A 17,015-nucleotide genomic window follows, 5' to 3' on the forward strand; every position below is an offset into this window, starting at 1 on the left:
CGTTATGGCTCTCCATACAGCCCAATCAGACGGCGTGCGACGCCGTTGGTCCAGCCAAAACCATCCTGCAACGGATATTCGCCGCCGCCCCCTTCGCGCGGGGTGCCGCTGGCGATGTGATATTTCTCAATAAGTTTATGATGTTGTTGATAAAAATGATTCACCGTCTGCAGCCAGCTATGGGCGATTTCGTCTCCCAGCGCATCATCGCCGTACATCTTAAAGCCCTGAATCGCCATCCACTGTAGCGGCGCCCAGCCGTTGGGCTTATCCCACTGCTCGCCCGTTTCGTACTCGGAGGCCATAATGCCGCCGGGAGTCAACAGGCGGGCACGCACGGTATCCCCCAGCCGATCGGCCTGTTCATGGGTCGCCATCCCGACGTAGAGCGGGACAATGCTGGCGGCAGAGAACAGCGCCATCTGCTCCCGCCGCCAGTCATAGTCGCGATAGCAGCCATTTTCCTCATCCCACAAATAGCGGTTGACGGCAGCCCGTCGGTTGCTCGCCTTCTGGCGGAACAGTGCCTCAACGTCGCGTTCGCCTTTCAGCGCCGAAATATTGGCGATAGCGCTCTCCAGTTTGAACAGGAACGCGTTGAGATCGATAGGGATAAACTGCGTGGTGCGAATACTCGCCAGTCGCCCGGCGTCGCGCAGCCAGCGGGAGGAGTAATCCCAGCCGGATGCCGCGCCGGCGCGCAGATCGCGATACACTTCATTCGGCGGACGACCTGAATGTTTGGCGGTTTCCACATCTTCCAGCCATGACTCATCACGCGGCGTGTCACGGTCGTCCCAGTAGCGGTTAAGCAGGGAACCGTCCGGCATTCTGACCACATGACGATAGGCCTGGTTGAGTACCAGCGACTCTGCGCCATCCATCCAGAAGGCATACTCCATTTTCAGATGGTCGAGATAGCGCCGTGCGCCGCGTACGCCGTCCTCTTCGAACAGTTCGACCATCAGCGCAAATACCGGCGGCTGCGAGCGGCTGAGGTAATAAGTACGGTTGCCGTTCGGAATGTGGCCGTAGTTTTCAATCATCCACGCGAAGTTATCTGCCATACATTTCAGCAGGTCTTCGCGACCACTTTCCGCCAGACCCAGCATGGTGAAATAGGAGTCCCAGTAGTAGGTTTCACTGAATCGGCCGCCTGGCACGATATAGGACTGCGGCAGCGCCAACAGCGATGACCACGGAATATGATCCTGCGGCTCGCGGGTGAGTACCGGCCACAGCTGATCGATGTGCTCTTTCAGGGAATTTTCAGGATTGGAGACGTATTCGGTACCGTACTCTTCCGGCAACCAGAAATGATTTTCGATAAAGCGTCGCAAATCGAAATCCCGATGACGACGGACTTTGCGGTAGCGAATCAGAATATCGAGCGGATCCATTTTTGGCGCACAGTCAGGAAACGTTTTGCTGTCGGCAAAAATTTTCGAGGACTGTACGTGCTCGAACAGTTCGAGATAGCGGTCGGCTGGTGTCAGGGCGTCAGAGGCGGGGAGCCCCTCAATCATCTCAGGTTCCGGTTCTGCTTCAATCATCTCATCCAGTTTTAACTCGCACGGATCCGTTTCGTAGAAAAGATCGACGTCGATCGTGATTTCCTCTGACGGGGCGTGTTGCAGTTTCTGGTTGATCATAATGAGAAAGACCTCCGGATTGCGTCGTAAAGGATACGGGTGTTGCCCGGCTGTCTTTTAAGCGTAGACATTCGCTTCGGTACGCGGGGTGCAAAGCGTGCGGTAGATCACGTTTATGCCGCAGGCATTTAACGCTGTAACACTATAGTGCACTGATAATTCGAAATAATTATATTTCAGTGGAATAGTCGAGAAGGCTTATTTTCGGAACATTCGATTGCAACGATTTGTGAATGAAATAAACCTTACTCTTAATAGGGAAAAGCTATCTCATCGATAGATGCCGCCCATGTAATTGATTGATACTTATCAAGTTAGTCTCCTGCTTATTTTCTATGATGGCAAGGTCCATAAAGGACACCCGCTTTTCTCAATTTTCTGGGTCACAATAACTCACTACCGTGAGGGTAAAATAATGAAAATCATTACCCGTCTTACCGCGATTGCCATAGCAGGCATCGTTATCTGTTATTTAGGATTATCCGGTTACGTCTGGTATCACGAAAAACAACGCAGTCAGGCTGCTTCCGTTCAGGCCTCAACGCGGGAAGAAAATAATCAGGTTCTGGGATTTTTACGTGAGAAAGGATGCGATTATTGTCATACCCCTTCCGCAGAATTACCGTTTTACTCCTCTTTTCCCATCGCGAAACAGTTGATGAATTACGATATTCAACTGGGTTATAAATCATTCAACCTTGAAGCCGTTCGCGCCGCGCTGCTGGCCGATGAAGCCGTTTCACAGAGCGATCTGAATAAAATTGAATGGGTGATGCAGTATGAAACCATGCCGCCAACGCGTTATACCGCGTTGCACTGGGCGGGGAAGGTGAGTGATGAGGAACGGGAAGCGATTCTTGGCTGGATTGCAAAACAACGTGAGCAGTATTACGCCAGCAATGATACGGCGAACCAACATCGCAATGAGCCGGTGCAGCCGATTCCTAAAACGTTACCGACCGATGCACAGAAAGTGGCGCTCGGTTTCACCCTTTATCACGATCCGCGTTTGTCAGGTGACAGCACTATTTCTTGTGCGCATTGTCATGCCCTGAATGCGGGAGGCGTGGATGGGCGGAAGACATCGATTGGCGTCGGTGGTGCAATTGGACCGATCAACGCGCCAACGGTATTCAACTCGGTCTTTAACGTGGAGCAGTTCTGGGATGGTCGCGCGCCAACGCTGCAGGCACAGGCGGGAGGACCGCCATTGAACCCGATAGAAATGGCGTCGAAATCCTGGGATGAAATTATCGCTAAACTCGACAAGGATCCCATCCTGAAACAGCAGTTCCTTGCGGTTTATCCGCAGGGATTCAGCGGTGACACGATTACCGATGCGATTGCAGAGTTCGAGAAAACGTTGATTACGCCTGATTCTCCGTTTGATAACTGGCTGCGCGGTGATGAAAACGCGCTGACGGCTAAGCAAAAGCATGGTTATCAATTGTTTAAAGACAATAAATGCGCCACCTGCCATGGCGGGATGATTCTGGGCGGGCGTTCGTTTGAACCGCTGGGTCTGAAGAAGGACTTTAATTTTGGTGAGATTACCGCAGCGGATATTGGTCGAATGAATGTGACCAAAGAAATGCGCGATAAATTACGCCAGAAAGTCCCGAGTCTGCGTAACGTTGCGCTTACAGCGCCGTATTTCCATCGTGGCGATGTCCCAACGCTGGATGGAGCGGTTAAGTTGATGCTGCGTTATCAGGTGGGGAAAGAGATCCCGCAGGAAGATATCGATGACATCGTCGCCTTCCTGGAGAGTCAGACCGGAGTGTATACGCCGTATATGCAGGGTAAGTGATTATGATGTGCCGGATAGCGCTCACGCCCTATCCGGCATTTTAATGCTTAACGCATGGTCACAAACTCTTCCGCCGCCGTCGGGTGAATGGCTACGGTGTTGTCGAAGTCTTTCTTGGTGGCACCCATTTTCAGCGCCACTGCAAAGCCCTGCAACATTTCGTCCATGCCAAAGCCGATGCCGTGGATGCCGACGATTTTCTCTTCCGGGCCGACGCAGACTAACTTCATGCGGCACGGCTGGCGGTGTGAGGTTACCGCGGTATACATCGCAGTAAACGAAGATTTATACACTTTCACCTGATCGTCGCCATACTGCTCGCGGGCCTGCGGTTCGGTCAGACCTACGGTGCCAATCGGCGGGTGGCTGAAGACCACGGTAGGGATATTGCTGTAGTCCAGATGTTCGTCCGGCTTGTTGTTAAACAGGCGCTCAGAAAGACGGCGACCTGCCGCAACGGCAACCGGAGTCAGCTCGACGGCACCGGTGTTATCCCCGACCGCATAAATTCCGTCCACGCTGGTATTCTGGTACTTATCGACGACGATATACCCTTTTTCGTTGGTTTTTACGCCCGTTGCCGCCAGGTTGAAGTCATCGGTGGCCGGTTCACGACCAATCGCCCAAATCAGGCAATCGACCGTTTCACTGCGACCGTCATCCAGTTCGAGCGTCAGGCTACCGTCGGCATTTTTTACCACCGCTTTCGGGATCGCATGGGTATGGAGCTCAGGCCCTTCGGCATTCATCACTTCGACCAGGGTTTCGGTGATCATCGGATCAAAGCTGCGCAGCGGCGCGTGTTTACGCACGAACAGATGGGTTTTGGCACCCAGACCGTTAATCACGCCCGCCAGTTCCACGGCAATATAACCGGCACCGACAACCGCGACGCGCTCCGGCAGGGCCGGCAGTTCAAAGAAACCGTCGGAGTCGATACCGTATTCCACGCCCGGAATATCAGGGTGGCTCGGACGACCACCTGTCGCGATCAGGATATGGTCGGCGGTAAGGGTCTCGCCATTGACTTCGATGGTTTTGGCATCGACGAAGCGGGCAAAACCTTTGATGACATCAACGTTATTTTTACCCAGCACGTTGTCATACGAGGTGTGAATACGGTCGATATAGGCGGTACGACTGGCAATCAGTGTATCCCAGTTGAATTTATTGATCGTGGTGTCAAACCCATAGTCCGGACCATACATGTGGATCGCTTCACGGATCTGCGCAGCATGCCACATCACTTTTTTCGGGACGCACCCGACGTTAACGCAGGTGCCGCCCAGCGCTTTGGCTTCAATCAGCGCACACTTCTGGCCGTACATGGCTGCACGGTTAATCGAGGCGATACCGCCGCTGCCACCGCCGATGGCGATGTAGTCATAATGCTTGCTCATGAGTCTTATCCTTCCGTTCTGATTGCCGCGATTGTATACCTGAAATCAATAGCTTCCACCGATGACTGCGATTACTCTGGCACGATCCAGCTTACCGAGGTATGCCCGGTACCCGCTGGCACCAGCTTGCTGTGCAGCCACGGCAGCACCGAGTTCATTTGTGCTTCCAGCTTCCACGGCGGGTTGACCACAATCATGCCGGAGGCGGTCATGCCGCGCTGGTCGCTGTCCGGGCGGACTGCCAGCTCAATTTGCAGGATTTTACGGATGCCGGTCGCTTCCAGATCGTGCACCATGCGCTTGATTTGCTGGCGTAACACTACCGGATACCACAGGGCATACGTCCCAGTGGCAAAGCGTTTATAGCCTTCGCTGATCCCGGCGACAACGGCCTGGTAGTCCGATTTAATTTCGTAAGGCGGGTCGATGAGAATCAAACCACGACGGGAGACCGGCGGCAGTTTTGCCTTCAGTTGCTGATAACCGTCGGCGCGGGCGACGCGGGCACGTTCATCTTTCTGGAATTCACCCCGCAGCAGCGGGAAATCGCTCGGATGCAGCTCCGTCATATGTAGACTGTCCTGCTCGCGCAGCAGTTGACGGGCGATCAGCGGGGAGCCTGGGTAGTAACGCAGTTGCCCGCTACGGTTGAAGTGTTTGACCACGCCGATGTACGGCTCAAGTTCGGCTGGCAGGTCGTCCTGCTGCCAGATGCGGGCGATGCCTTCCAGGTATTCACCGGTGCGTTCAGCATGCTCGCCGCTTAACTGATAACGGCCCGCGCCTGCATGGGTGTCCAGATAGAGAAACGGCTTCTCTTTCTCTTTGAGCGACTCGATGATCAGGCTCTGAACCGTGTGTTTAAGGACGTCGGCGTGGTTGCCAGCGTGAAAGCTGTGGCGATAACTGAGCATGGGTAAACGTGTTCCAGGTTGTAAACGTAGGCCCGATTAGCGTCACGCTTTCGGGCGAATAAAAAGTCTATCGCCACAGTATACAGAAAACTCACCGCTGCCGCGAAAGCGCAACGCCTGGCATTGAAATCCTCTACACTTATCCCCATTCTACAGGGATATTGCACAGCGCCGGATGCGCGCTACATTCACCTTCTTCAAACAGGACAGCGCTTATGACCAATCCTCTACTGACGCCTTTCGAGCTCCCTCCCTTTTCCAAAATTCAGCCGGAACATGTGGTCCCGGCGGTAACGAAAGCGCTGAACGACTGCCGTGAGAATGTGGAACGCGTTGTGGCGCAGGGTGCGCCCTACAGCTGGGAAAATCTCTGCCAACCGCTGGCGGAAGTCGATGACGTCCTGGGGCGTGTTTTTTCTCCGGTCAGCCATCTGAATTCAGTAAAAAACAGCCCGGAACTGCGCGAAGCATACGAACAAACCCTGCCGCTGTTGTCGGAATACAGCACCTGGGTCGGTCAGCATGAAGGTTTATACAAGGCATACCGCGACCTGCGTGACGGCGATCATTACGCCACGCTGAACACCGCACAGAAAAAAGCCGTGGATAACGCGCTGCGCGACTTTGAACTCTCCGGGATTGGCCTGCCGAAAGAAAAACAGCAGCGCTACGGTGAGATCGCCACCCGCCTGTCTGAACTGGGCAACCTGTACAGCAACAACGTGCTCGACGCCACCATGGGCTGGACGAAGCTGATTACTGACGAAGCAGAGCTGGCCGGGATGCCGGAAAGCGCGCTGGCGGCAGCAAAAGCGCAGGCCGAAGCGAAAGAGCAGGAAGGTTATCTGCTGACGCTGGATATCCCGAGCTATCTGCCGGTAATGACCTACTGTGACAACGGACAGCTTCGTGAAGAGATGTACCGCGCTTATGTGACCCGGGCGTCCGATCAAGGACCTAACGCCGGTAAATGGGACAACAGCCCGGTGATGGCGGAAATTCTCGCCCTGCGCCACGAGCTGGCGCAACTGCTGGGCTTTGAAAGCTACGCCTTTAAATCGCTCGCCACCAAAATGGCGGAAAACCCACAGCAGGTGCTGGAGTTCTTAACCGATCTGGCGAAACGCGCGCGTCCGCAGGGCGAGAAAGAGCTGGCACAATTGCGTGCTTTCGCGAAAGCCGAGTTTGGCGTCGATGAACTGAACCCATGGGATATCGCTTACTACAGCGAAAAACAGAAGCAGCATCTGTACAGCATCAGTGACGAACAACTGCGTCCGTATTTCCCGGAAAACAAAGCGGTAAATGGCCTGTTTGAAGTGGTAAAACGCATTTACGGCATCACCGCGAAAGAGCGTCACGATGTGGATGTCTGGCATCCGGACGTGCGTTTCTTCGAACTGTATGACGAAAACAACGAGCTGCGCGGCAGTTTCTACCTCGATCTCTATGCCCGTGAGCACAAGCGCGGTGGAGCGTGGATGGACGACTGCGTTGGTCAGATGCGTAAAGCGGACGGCTCACTGCAAAAACCGGTCGCCTATCTGACCTGTAACTTTAACCGTCCGGTCAATGGCAAACCGGCGCTGTTTACCCACGATGAAGTGATCACTCTGTTCCACGAGTTTGGTCACGGCCTGCATCATATGCTGACCCGTATTGAAACCGCTGGCGTTTCCGGGATCAACGGCGTGCCGTGGGATGCGGTCGAACTGCCGAGCCAGTTTATGGAAAACTGGTGCTGGGAGCCGGACGCGCTGGCGTTTATCTCCGGTCATTACGAAACCGGTGAACCGCTGCCGAAGGAATTACTGGATAAAATGCTGGCGGCGAAGAACTACCAGGCGGCGCTGTTCATCCTGCGTCAGCTGGAATTTGGCCTGTTTGACTTCCGTCTGCATGCGGAATTTGATCCGCAGCAAGGGGCGAAAATCCTCGACACCCTGGCGGAGATCAAAAAACAGGTCGCCGTGGTGCCGGGGCCGTCATGGGGCCGCTTCCCGCATGCATTCAGCCACATCTTCGCCGGTGGTTATGCGGCGGGGTATTACAGCTACCTGTGGGCTGATGTGCTGGCAGCGGATGCGTTCTCACGTTTTGAAGAAGAGGGTATTTTCAACCGGGATACCGGACAGTCGTTCCTCGACAACATTCTGACGCGTGGCGGGTCTGAAGAACCGATGGAACTGTTCAAACGCTTCCGTGGCCGCGAGCCGCAGCTCGATGCGATGCTGGAGCATTACGGGATCAAAGGCTGATTTACCCGTCATACTTCACGTTGCCTCTTCGGCAACTGCGCTCACTCACCCTGGTCGCGTACGCGTTGTACGCTTCCAGGGATTCGTTCCCTTGTTGTCTTGATGCAACTCGAATTATTTAGGGTAAAGCGGAATTGAAAATCTGCTTAGTTGATGAAACGGGCGCCGGAGACGGCGCCTTATCTGTTCTGGCCGCCCGCTGGGGACTGGAGCATGACGAAGATAACCTGATGGCGCTGGTGCTGACACCGGCGCATCTGGAGCTGCGTAAGCGCGATGAACCGAAGCTCGGCGGCATTTTCGTGGATTTTGTCGGCGGGGCGATGGCCCATCGCCGCAAGTTCGGCGGCGGTCGCGGCGAAGCGGTGGCAAAAGCCGTGGGTGTTAAAGGCGACTATCTGCCAGATGTCGTCGATGCGACCGCGGGTCTGGGGCGTGATGCATTTGTCCTCGCCTGCGTTGGCTGTCATGTGCGGATGCTGGAGCGTAATCCGGTGGTGGCGGCGTTGCTCGACGACGGACTGGCGCGCGGCTATGCCGATGCGGAAATCGGCCCGTGGTTGCAGGCGCGACTGCAGCTGATCCATGCTTCCAGCCTGACGGCGCTGACCGATATCACGCCGCGTCCGCAGGTGGTCTATCTCGATCCCATGTTTCCTCACAAGCAGAAAAGTGCGCTGGTGAAGAAAGAGATGCGGGTCTTTCAGTCGCTGGTCGGGCCGGATCTGGACGCCGACGGCCTGCTTGAACCGGCGCGTCAGCTCGCAACCAAACGCGTGGTGGTGAAACGCCCGGACTACGCGCCGCCGCTGGCGGATGTTGCTACGCCGAATGCGGTGGTAACCAAAGGGCATCGGTTTGATATTTATGCCGGCACGCCTTTGGCGGATTAACAGACCGCCTGATGGCACTGCGCGTATCCGGCCTACGACGTGAAGCGCGTAGGCTGGGTAAGGCGTGAGCCGCCATCCGGCAATCCGGATTACACAAACGGTGCCAGCGGATCGGCAATTTCAAATGCGGCGGCTTTATCGGCTTTCGGCGGGTAGATCAGTTCGCGAGTGATCGACAGCTTCAGTTTCTTTGCCTCGGCACGCGTCAGTTTTACCTGCTGATCCCATCCTTCGGTATAGACCGCGCCCCAGGCCCCCAAATCCAGACAGGTGACGTAGTTTTCCTGACGATACGGCAGCGGGGCGACGTCCAGCAGGCTGGCTGCGGCGTTGTTGCCAGCAAATTTGCCCAGCAGGATTGCGTGTTGGCAGGTCATTAACGCGTGATTGCCCTTATCGTCAGTGGCGGCGTAAGCCACATCGCCCGTGGCAAAAATATCGTCATAGCCCACCACTTGCAGGTTGGCGTTGACGTGCAGCCGCCCCTGACGGTCACGCGGAGCATCAATTTGTGTTGTCAGATCGTTAGCCTGGACACCCACGGTCCAGATGACAGTCTGTGAGGCAATGGTTTGTCCGTCCTTCAGCGTAACGCCAGAGGCATCCACGCTTTCCACTTCGGCATTCACTCGCCATTCCACACCCAGTTCAGCCGAGGCGTCGACAATGACGTTACGCAATGCTTCGCTGTAGCGTGAGCCAGGCTGCGCACCGCGTTCAACTACGACCACTCTGGTCTTAGCTTCTGCGCCAAGGATATCACGCAGACGGCCAGGCAATTCCAGCGCCATTTCGATGCCGGTAAAACCACCGCCGCAAACGACCACCGTATTACGCGCATCACTCTCGGGTTGGTTTGCCAGATCCTGCAAATGTTTTTCAAGTACTGCTGCGCTTTCCAGTTGATCCAGATCGAAGGCGTGGGCTTGTGCACCCGCCACCTGCGAGCGGTTTACGTGACTGCCACTGGCGAGGACTAAGCGGTCGTAGCGCTGTAATCGCGTTTCACCGCTGGCATCCGTCCAGCTCACTTCTTTTGATGCGGGAAGAAGCTGGTCAACTGTCCCACGCAGAAAGTTAACGCCGGTGATATCGAACAGCGGCTGGAGCGGCGCGACGAGTGTTTCAACCGCATTCTCATAAAAACGCGGACGAACACGCAGCTCGGGCTGAGGAGCAATGACGGTGATATCAATGTTCGGGTTGGCTTCTTTATCAAGCAGACGAGCCGCGCTGAGTGCAGCCCACATCCCCGAAAAGCCTGCCCCGACGATCAGAATTTGTTTACGCATGTTGGTTTCATCCGGTAGTCATGATGGTTGATTTACTCGGATTTTATTTGTCGTAGTTAAAAGATGCAATCTGATTTCAGGCTCCTCTGGGGATAAACGGAGTAATATGTGTTTATCATATTGAAAAATAATAAATTAAATATTTTACCCTACCTGCTTCTCGCTTCTTGTCTGGAATGGTGATGATGAAAAAGCTACAATAACTCAGAATTATTTTGGCTGAGATAAGAGCATGGCATTCTACAGTTCCGGGGTTGAGTACGGCATTCATAGCCTGATGTGTATGGTGGATAGCAAAGGGGATGCCCGCGATATGAGCGTGCGCGAAATTGCCGATCTGCAAAGCGTGCCCTACGATTATCTGGCCAAAATTTTTACCCGTCTGTCGAAGGCGGGACTGGTGCGTAGTATTGAGGGGAAAGGCGGCGGTTTTCAGCTCGCCAGACCTGCCGAGCACATTACGGTGTTGGATGTGGTCAACGCGATCGACGGTGACAAGCGTATCTTTGAATGTCGGGAGATCCGCCAGCGGCTGGCGGTTTTTGAGGAACAGCCGCCCGCATGGGCCTGTGAAGGGATTTGCGGCGTCCGCTCGGTAATGGATATGGCGCAGCAGCGCATGGAAGAAGCATTAGGGCAGCATACGATTCTCGACCTGGCGCGCAAAATGTATCGCAAAGCGCCCGAGACCTTTGTGGTCGAGGTACAGGAATGGATTAACGTACGCAAAGGATGAATGTCTCTGGCACGAAAATCCAGGCCGGATGAGGCAAAGCCAACATCCGGCAATCACGATTATTGCGTGGTATCCGGCGTATTAATCATCCGGTTCAGCCACGGCACCATCAGCGCCATCACGACAGTGACAGCCAGCGTCACCAGCCCGATTTTACTGAACACGCCTGTATAGATCGGCAATGTCTGCAGCGGGTCGGTGATGTTCTCCGGTACGGCGGTAAAGGTCGCGACGTAACCCCCCAGCAGGAACGCAGCGGCCTGCGTCAGGAACCACATCCCAAGAATAAAGCCCATCAGATGCTGCGGAACCAGCGCCGCGACCATCGCCAGCCCCAGCGCGCTAATCAGCAACTCGCCGAGACTCTGGAACAGATAAACCAGTACGATAAACCACGGTGACGTCAGTCCCTGCGCATCTGCAAACCACATCCCCGCCGCAGCGGCGGTCAGAAAGCCCAGCGAACACAGGAACATCCCGAGAGTAAACTTCATCGGCATCGTCAGGTCTTTGCCTTTGCTACCCAGTCGCGTATAGATCGCCGCCAGTACCGGGCTGGCAACCACCACCCAGAACGGGTTCAGCGCCTGGAAGCTCACCGGGTTAATAGTGAAACCGAGGATCTCATGGTGAACGTTGTTGATGGCAAAGAAGTTCAGTGAAGTTGGCATCTGCGCATACAGAATATAAAACAGCACCGCTTCAAGCATCAGAATAAACGCCACAAACATCTTGTTGCGTCCGGTTTTATCCAGTCTGAAAGCCTGGCGGAAGAAGATAATGGTCACCACAATCGACAGAACAATCAGCACCAGGTTGGCGATTTTCACGTTGTGCATCAGCCAGGCGCAGAGGAAGACCATCGCCACGGTGCCAATCAGGACATACAGCAGATTGCGGAAGCTCATCGGCAGATGGTCTGGCTCGGAACCGATATCTTTCACCATACCGCGGCAGGCGAAATAGACCAGCAGCGCGACAATCAGCCCCGCCCCGCACAGGTTGTAGGTGACGGCATAGCCAAACTTATCCGCGATCACCGGCGCCAGTGACAGCGACAGCAGCGAACCGATGTTTATCGACATGTAGAACAGCGTGAATGCGCCATCCAGACGTGGATCTTTTGGCGGATAGCATTTGGAGAGCAGGCTTGCCGGGTTCGCCTTAAACAGGCCGTTGCCGACGGCAATCGTCCCAAGCGCGATAAAAATAAGGTCCGGTTTGAGCAACGACATTCCCGTCATGAAGTAACCAAGCGCCAGCACAATCGCGCCCAGCACCAGCGTACGTTTGGTGCCGAGCAGGTGGTCGCCAACGTACCCCCCAATCGAGATCAGACCGTAGACCAGTGCGGCAAAGGCACCGAAGGTGATAAACGCCTGCTCTTGTGAGAATCCCAGTTGCTTAACAAAGAAAACCGCCAGGATACCCTGAACGCCGTAATAACCAAATCGTTCCCATAACTCGACAAAAAAGATCATGAAGAACGGGCGGGGTTGCTGCAGCAAACCCGTTGGTGCAGATGTATTCATATTGCTTCGCCTTTCAATGCCATCCCGAAAAGTATGAACGCGTAATACAAAACGCGCCGAAAAAGTCTGACTCTGTTATAGACTGCGGCCATTGGCCGGTAGCGTAGAGTATTATACAGATTGATTTCATTCTAATCAGTTGATCACACTAATTGTGATTGATGGCCTGGAAGGTTGTACTGTTCAGGTATGGGGATGGCAGAAACAAAAACGCCCGCATAGGCGGGCGCTCTGACATGACCGGATGACCCGGTTAGCGATGTTTTATTCTTCTTCGTCGCGCAGCGGAACAATCAGCATGTCGACGTGAACGGTGTTGATCAGCTGACGCGCGGAGGACATCAGTTTGCTCCAGAAGTCCTGGTGATGACCGCAAACAACCAGGTCCATGTCGTATTTCTTAATAGCGTCAACCAGCACCTGACCCAGATCGCCGCTGCCGCTCAGGGTTTCGGTAATCGGATAGCCTGCGTTGGTGGACAGTTCGGTCAGTGCGTGGTGAGTTTCTTCAGAAATGCGTTTTTGCATGTCGCCCAGATTGACGTCGATCAGGCCGGTATAAAGGTCAGAGTAGTTTACATCAACGTGGATAAGGGAAACTTTTGCGTTGTACGGCCGTGCCATAGAGACGGCTTTTTCTACCAGAACTTTGCTTTCCGGAGAAAGATCAACCGCGATGAGAATGTGTTTGTAAGCCATAGTATTACTCCTTCCATAAAGTTGTCGATGACCAGCCAGCTAGCGATTTTTCTACCTTGCGTCACTCGCGTCCTGCGAACTGTGCGATATGTCTACGCGGGGCTAGCTCAGCCGCGATGAGGTGAATTGTAGAGACTATCCTTACATTATAGCGACCTGGATAATCCGTCAATCCGCCTTGCTTACCAAATAGTTAAACAAAATATTTAGATAATTGCATTGATAGTGATTAACCTTCTGGCAAAAAAATTAACTGATCTCCTACACTATTTAGAGAGCCGCTCTGATGATAAGCTCAAAATGAGCGGTTTTTAGTCGTACTTTTTCATTGACTGTCTGGCAAGTTTCGGGGAGCGGTAGTCCCGGAGCGGAGCTCCGTGGGCGGGTCGCCGGGGAGGTCGTATGATAAGCACCGTTGCATTATTCTGGGCATTATGTGTTGTTTGCATTGTGAATATGGCGCGCTATTTCTCGTCGCTACGCGCGCTGCTCGTGGTACTTCGTGGTTGCGATCCTTTGCTCTATCAGTATGTTGACGGGGGCGGCTTTTTCACCTCGCACGGCCAACCCAATAAGCAGGTACGCCTGGTGTGGTATATCTACGCCCAGCGCTACCGCGATCACCATGATGATGAGTTTATCCGCCGCTGTGAGCGGGTACGTCGTCAGTTCATTCTGACCAGCGCGCTATGTGGGCTCGTGGTGGTCAGTCTTATTGCATTGATGATTTGGCACTGAGCAAAAAAAGCGGGCCAGTTTCCTGACCCGCTTGCTACGGTAACTTCTTTTCTCTTTCGCTTAGATAAGCTTCAGCGAGATCCAGTACAGCGTACCGGACAACAGAATCGCGGCGGGTAATGTGAACACCCACGCCATCAGAATGCTGGTCACCGTTTTACGCTGCAGACCCCCACCGTCGACAACCATCGTCCCCGCGACGGAGGAAGAGAGTACGTGGGTGGTGGACACCGGCATCCCGGTGTAGCTGGCCAGACCGATAGAGACGGCTGCCGTCATCTGCGCAGACATCCCTTGAGCATAGGTCATGCCTTTCTTACCAATCTTCTCACCGATGGTGGTCGCCACGCGGCGCCAGCCGATCATGGTACCAATACCCAGCGCCAGCGCGACCGCCATGATGATCCAGATCGGCGCATACTCAATGGTGCTCAGCATATCGGTTTTCAGTTTCTTCAGCAGACGCTGATCGTCAGCGCTTACGCCCGGCAGCTTCGTCACTTTATCGGTTGTGTCGGAGATGCACAGCATGATGCGACGCAGTTGGCCGCGCTGCTCAACGCTCAGCTTGTCATAGCTTTCCACATTGTTCGACAGCATCGCCTTCGCGCGATCCAGCGCGTTAAGGGTGTTTGCCGGATGGCAGTGGAATTCCGTCGGCTGCGTCGCGGCCGGTTCCGGAGATGGAATGAGTTGATCGACGCCCGTCACTTTCTTCAGCAGATCAGGATGCTGCTGGAAGTAGATTTCGACGTTGTTGATGGCATCACGGGTACGGGTGATTTCATAACCCGAGGCATTCATGTTCACCACGAAGCCCGCCGGCGCCACACCAATCAGTACCAGCATCACCAGACCAATGCCTTTCTGACCGTCGTTCGCGCCATGCGAGAAGGCCACGCCGATAGCAGAAAGAATCAGGGCGATACGGGTCCAGAACGGCGGCTTTTTCTTGCCGTCTTTCTTTTCACGTTCCGCAGGCGTGAGGTGAATACGGGCGCGTTTTTTGGTACCGCTCCAGTAGCGACGCAGAAGGAAAATCAGGCCGCCTGCGACCACCAGGCCAACGATGGGCGAGACGATCAGCGAGGCAAAAATACCCATGACTTTCGGGATGTTAAGTGCGTCCACCACTGACGTGCCGGTCATCAGCGCATTGGTTAAACCGATGCCGATAATCGCGCCAATCAGCGTGTGGGAACTGGAGGCGGGTAAACCAAAGTACCAGGTTCCCAGGTTCCAGATGATGGCGGCGAGCAGCATGGAGAACACCATCGCGAGTCCGTGCGAAGATCCCATGTTGAGCAGGAGATCGGTCGGTAACATATGCACGATGGCATAGGCCACGCTGAGACCGCCCAGCAGCACACCAAAGAAGTTGAACACCGCAGCCATGACCACCGCAAGCTGCGAACGCATCGCACGGGTGTAGATCACGGTTGCGACTGCGTTGGCTGTATCATGGAAGCCGTTGATTGCTTCGTAGAACAGCACAAAAGCCAGAGCAAGCAATAATAAAAGCCCGGTATGTAAATCCAGGCCAGCAAACAAATGTAGCATAGGACGTTACGCCATCTTGAGGACATGAACGCGGCGCATTATCAGTGACTTTAGCGGCGCGGGCAAAGTGAAATATAGACTTTTTTTGATTTAACGTCTGAATACAATAGTGCCTATAAAGAATTATCTTATATATTTCATATAAATACTTCTTCCTAAGGATTTTGTCGCTGGTGCGACCACTGAGATAACTTTACAATTCACGCCCTGAATTCAGAGAGGAACGTAAAGTGGAAAGGTTTGATGCCATTATTATAGGCGCTGGCGCGGCAGGTATGTTCTGTGCAGCACAGGCAGGACAGGCCGGCAGTCGGGTGCTGCTCATTGATAATGGAAAGAAGCCTGGCCGCAAGATCCTCATGTCCGGTGGGGGTCGCTGCAACTTTACGAACCTTTATGTTGAGCCGGCGGCTTATTTGAGTCAGAACCCGCATTTTTGCAAGTCTGCGCTGGCGCGCTATACCCAGTGGGATTTCATCGATCTCGTGGGTAAACACGGTATTGCCTGGCATGAAAAAACGCTCGGGCAGCTTTTTTGCGATGATTCCGCACAGCAAATCGTCGATATGCTGGTGGCGGAATGCGAAAAAGGCAATGTAACCCTGCGCTTACGCAGTGAAGTTCTGAGCGTTGCGCGGGATGATGATGGTTTTACGCTGGAGCTGAACGGGGCGATCGTCGGCGCGAAAAAACTGGTGATTGCTTCAGGCGGGCTGTCGATGCCAGGTCTGGGCGCGTCGCCGTTTGGCTATAAAATTGCCGAACGGTTTGGCCTGAACGTTTTGCCAACCCGCGCCGGGCTGGTGCCGTTTACCCTGCACAAACCGCTGCTGGAGCAGCTTCAGGTGCTGTCTGGCGTTTCCGTTCCGTCGGTCATCACCGCGCAGGACGGTACCGTCTTTCGTGAAAATCTGCTCTTTACCCATCGCGGCCTTTCTGGCCCTGCGGTTTTACAGATTTCCAGCTTCTGGCAGCCAGGCGAATTCGTCAGCATCAATTTACTGCCGGATGTCAGTCTGGATGACGTCCTTAACGAACAACGCAGCGCCCATCCGAATCAAAGCCTGAAGAATACGCTGGCGATGCTGCTGCCGAAGCGTCTGGTGGAGTGCCTGCAACAGCTCGGGCAGATCCCTGACGTCTCGCTCAAACAGCTCAACGTTCGCGACCAGCAGACGCTGATCGATACGTTGACCGACTGGCGCGTACAGCCGAATGGCACTGAAGGCTATCGCACGGCAGAAGTGACCCTTGGCGGGGTAGACACCCACGAACTGTCGTCACGCACCATGGAAGCGCGCAAGGTGCCGGGTCTCTACTTTATCGGCGAAGTGATGGACGTCACTGGCTGGCTGGGCGGTTACAACTTCCAGTGGGCGTGGTCCAGCGCCTGGGCATGCGCGCAGGATCTTGCCGGGGAATAAGTGATTCACCCTGCATATCATTACAAACGATAAGCGAATAGACATCATCCATAATGATGCTAGTATTCCATTGATACTAGCTATGAGTATGCGTGTTTCATTTACGG

Annotated in this window: 13 protein-coding genes; 6 read left to right on the top strand and 7 right to left on the bottom strand. The window is 54.3% G+C overall.

Features of this window, described 5'->3' with window-relative positions; all coding sequences use genetic code 11:
• Positions 1 to 2 precede the first annotated feature (2 nt).
• Positions 3 to 1,652 (bottom strand): alpha,alpha-trehalase, encoded by a 1,650-nt coding sequence (locus WM46_RS20755; protein WP_102603195.1) that lies wholly within the window; start codon positions 1,650 to 1,652, stop codon positions 3 to 5.
• A 415-nt stretch (positions 1,653 to 2,067) separates the two neighbouring features.
• On the opposite strand from WM46_RS20755, the gene WM46_RS20760 reads away from it, so the two are divergent.
• Positions 2,068 to 3,462 (top strand): cytochrome-c peroxidase, encoded by a 1,395-nt coding sequence (locus tag WM46_RS20760; protein WP_102603196.1) that lies wholly within the window; start codon positions 2,068 to 2,070, stop codon positions 3,460 to 3,462.
• Between the two features lie 47 nt (positions 3,463 to 3,509).
• Here the strand turns inward: WM46_RS20760 and gorA are convergent, their stop codons facing one another.
• Together gorA and WM46_RS20770 are read right to left on the bottom strand one after the other, a co-directional pair.
• Positions 3,510 to 4,862 (bottom strand): glutathione-disulfide reductase, encoded by a 1,353-nt coding sequence (gorA, locus tag WM46_RS20765; protein WP_061076000.1) that lies wholly within the window; start codon positions 4,860 to 4,862, stop codon positions 3,510 to 3,512.
• A gap of 71 nt (positions 4,863 to 4,933) precedes the next feature.
• Complete coding sequence (locus WM46_RS20770; RefSeq protein ID WP_102603197.1) at positions 4,934 to 5,776, bottom strand: 23S rRNA (adenine(2030)-N(6))-methyltransferase RlmJ; 843 nt, start codon at positions 5,774 to 5,776, stop codon at positions 4,934 to 4,936.
• Positions 5,777 to 5,991: 215 nt separating this feature from the next.
• On the opposite strand from WM46_RS20770, the gene prlC reads away from it, so the two are divergent.
• Together prlC and rsmJ are read left to right on the top strand one after the other, a co-directional pair.
• Positions 5,992 to 8,034, top strand: coding sequence for an oligopeptidase A (gene prlC, locus WM46_RS20775; protein WP_102603198.1), 2,043 nt, complete (start codon positions 5,992 to 5,994; stop codon positions 8,032 to 8,034).
• A gap of 134 nt (positions 8,035 to 8,168) precedes the next feature.
• Positions 8,169 to 8,927, top strand: a complete 759-nt coding sequence (rsmJ, locus tag WM46_RS20780) for a 16S rRNA (guanine(1516)-N(2))-methyltransferase RsmJ (RefSeq protein ID WP_061076003.1) — start codon at positions 8,169 to 8,171, stop codon at positions 8,925 to 8,927.
• Between the two features lie 89 nt (positions 8,928 to 9,016).
• On the opposite strand, the gene WM46_RS20785 is transcribed toward rsmJ, so the two are convergent.
• Positions 9,017 to 10,219, bottom strand: a complete 1,203-nt coding sequence (locus tag WM46_RS20785) for an NAD(P)/FAD-dependent oxidoreductase (protein WP_102603199.1) — start codon at positions 10,217 to 10,219, stop codon at positions 9,017 to 9,019.
• Between the two features lie 232 nt (positions 10,220 to 10,451).
• Here WM46_RS20785 and WM46_RS20790 point away from each other — a divergent pair, with 232 nt between their 5' ends.
• On the top strand, positions 10,452 to 10,955 hold the full coding sequence (locus tag WM46_RS20790) for an RrF2 family transcriptional regulator (protein ID WP_061076005.1): 504 nt from the start codon (positions 10,452 to 10,454) through the stop codon (positions 10,953 to 10,955).
• A 59-nt stretch (positions 10,956 to 11,014) separates the two neighbouring features.
• Here the strand turns inward: WM46_RS20790 and dtpB are convergent, their stop codons facing one another.
• Complete coding sequence (gene dtpB / locus WM46_RS20795) at positions 11,015 to 12,487, bottom strand: dipeptide/tripeptide permease DtpB (RefSeq protein ID WP_102603200.1); 1,473 nt, start codon at positions 12,485 to 12,487, stop codon at positions 11,015 to 11,017.
• A 264-nt stretch (positions 12,488 to 12,751) separates the two neighbouring features.
• The gene (gene uspA / locus WM46_RS20800; RefSeq protein WP_000323571.1) at positions 12,752 to 13,186 is read right to left on the bottom strand and encodes a universal stress protein UspA; all 435 of its coding nucleotides are present in this window, start codon (positions 13,184 to 13,186) and stop codon (positions 12,752 to 12,754) included.
• A gap of 402 nt (positions 13,187 to 13,588) precedes the next feature.
• On the opposite strand from uspA, the gene uspB reads away from it, so the two are divergent.
• On the top strand, positions 13,589 to 13,924 hold the full coding sequence (uspB, locus tag WM46_RS20805) for a universal stress protein UspB (RefSeq protein ID WP_042323109.1): 336 nt from the start codon (positions 13,589 to 13,591) through the stop codon (positions 13,922 to 13,924).
• Positions 13,925 to 13,984: 60 nt separating this feature from the next.
• On the opposite strand, the gene pitA is transcribed toward uspB, so the two are convergent.
• Complete coding sequence (pitA, locus tag WM46_RS20810; RefSeq protein ID WP_061076007.1) at positions 13,985 to 15,484, bottom strand: inorganic phosphate transporter PitA; 1,500 nt, start codon at positions 15,482 to 15,484, stop codon at positions 13,985 to 13,987.
• 230 nt (positions 15,485 to 15,714) lie between these two features.
• Between pitA and WM46_RS20815 the strand changes: the two genes are divergently transcribed.
• A complete protein-coding gene (locus tag WM46_RS20815) occupies positions 15,715 to 16,908 on the top strand; it encodes an NAD(P)/FAD-dependent oxidoreductase (protein WP_102603201.1) in 1,194 nt (397 codons plus the stop codon).
• The last annotated feature ends 107 nt before the right edge of the window (positions 16,909 to 17,015 follow it).

The organism is Citrobacter freundii complex sp. CFNIH2 (assembly GCF_002880615.1).
Classification (GTDB): Bacteria; Pseudomonadota; Gammaproteobacteria; order Enterobacterales; family Enterobacteriaceae; genus Citrobacter_A; species Citrobacter_A amalonaticus_F.

Coding starts and splice junctions, on each gene's coding strand:
- WM46_RS20785 (WP_102603199.1), bottom strand. CDS start 10,219: ATGCGTAAACAAATTCTGATCGTCGGGGCAGGCTTTTCGGGGATGTGG.
- uspA (WP_000323571.1), bottom strand. CDS start 13,186: ATGGCTTACAAACACATTCTCATCGCGGTTGATCTTTCTCCGGAAAGC.
- WM46_RS20790 (WP_061076005.1), top strand. CDS start 10,452: ATGGCATTCTACAGTTCCGGGGTTGAGTACGGCATTCATAGCCTGATG.
- uspB (WP_042323109.1), top strand. CDS start 13,589: ATGATAAGCACCGTTGCATTATTCTGGGCATTATGTGTTGTTTGCATT.
- prlC (WP_102603198.1), top strand. CDS start 5,992: ATGACCAATCCTCTACTGACGCCTTTCGAGCTCCCTCCCTTTTCCAAA.
- WM46_RS20760 (WP_102603196.1), top strand. CDS start 2,068: ATGAAAATCATTACCCGTCTTACCGCGATTGCCATAGCAGGCATCGTT.
- WM46_RS20770 (WP_102603197.1), bottom strand. CDS start 5,776: ATGCTCAGTTATCGCCACAGCTTTCACGCTGGCAACCACGCCGACGTC.
- gorA (WP_061076000.1), bottom strand. CDS start 4,862: ATGAGCAAGCATTATGACTACATCGCCATCGGCGGTGGCAGCGGCGGT.
- pitA (WP_061076007.1), bottom strand. CDS start 15,484: ATGCTACATTTGTTTGCTGGCCTGGATTTACATACCGGGCTTTTATTA.
- WM46_RS20755 (WP_102603195.1), bottom strand. CDS start 1,652: ATGATCAACCAGAAACTGCAACACGCCCCGTCAGAGGAAATCACGATC.
- dtpB (WP_102603200.1), bottom strand. CDS start 12,487: ATGAATACATCTGCACCAACGGGTTTGCTGCAGCAACCCCGCCCGTTC.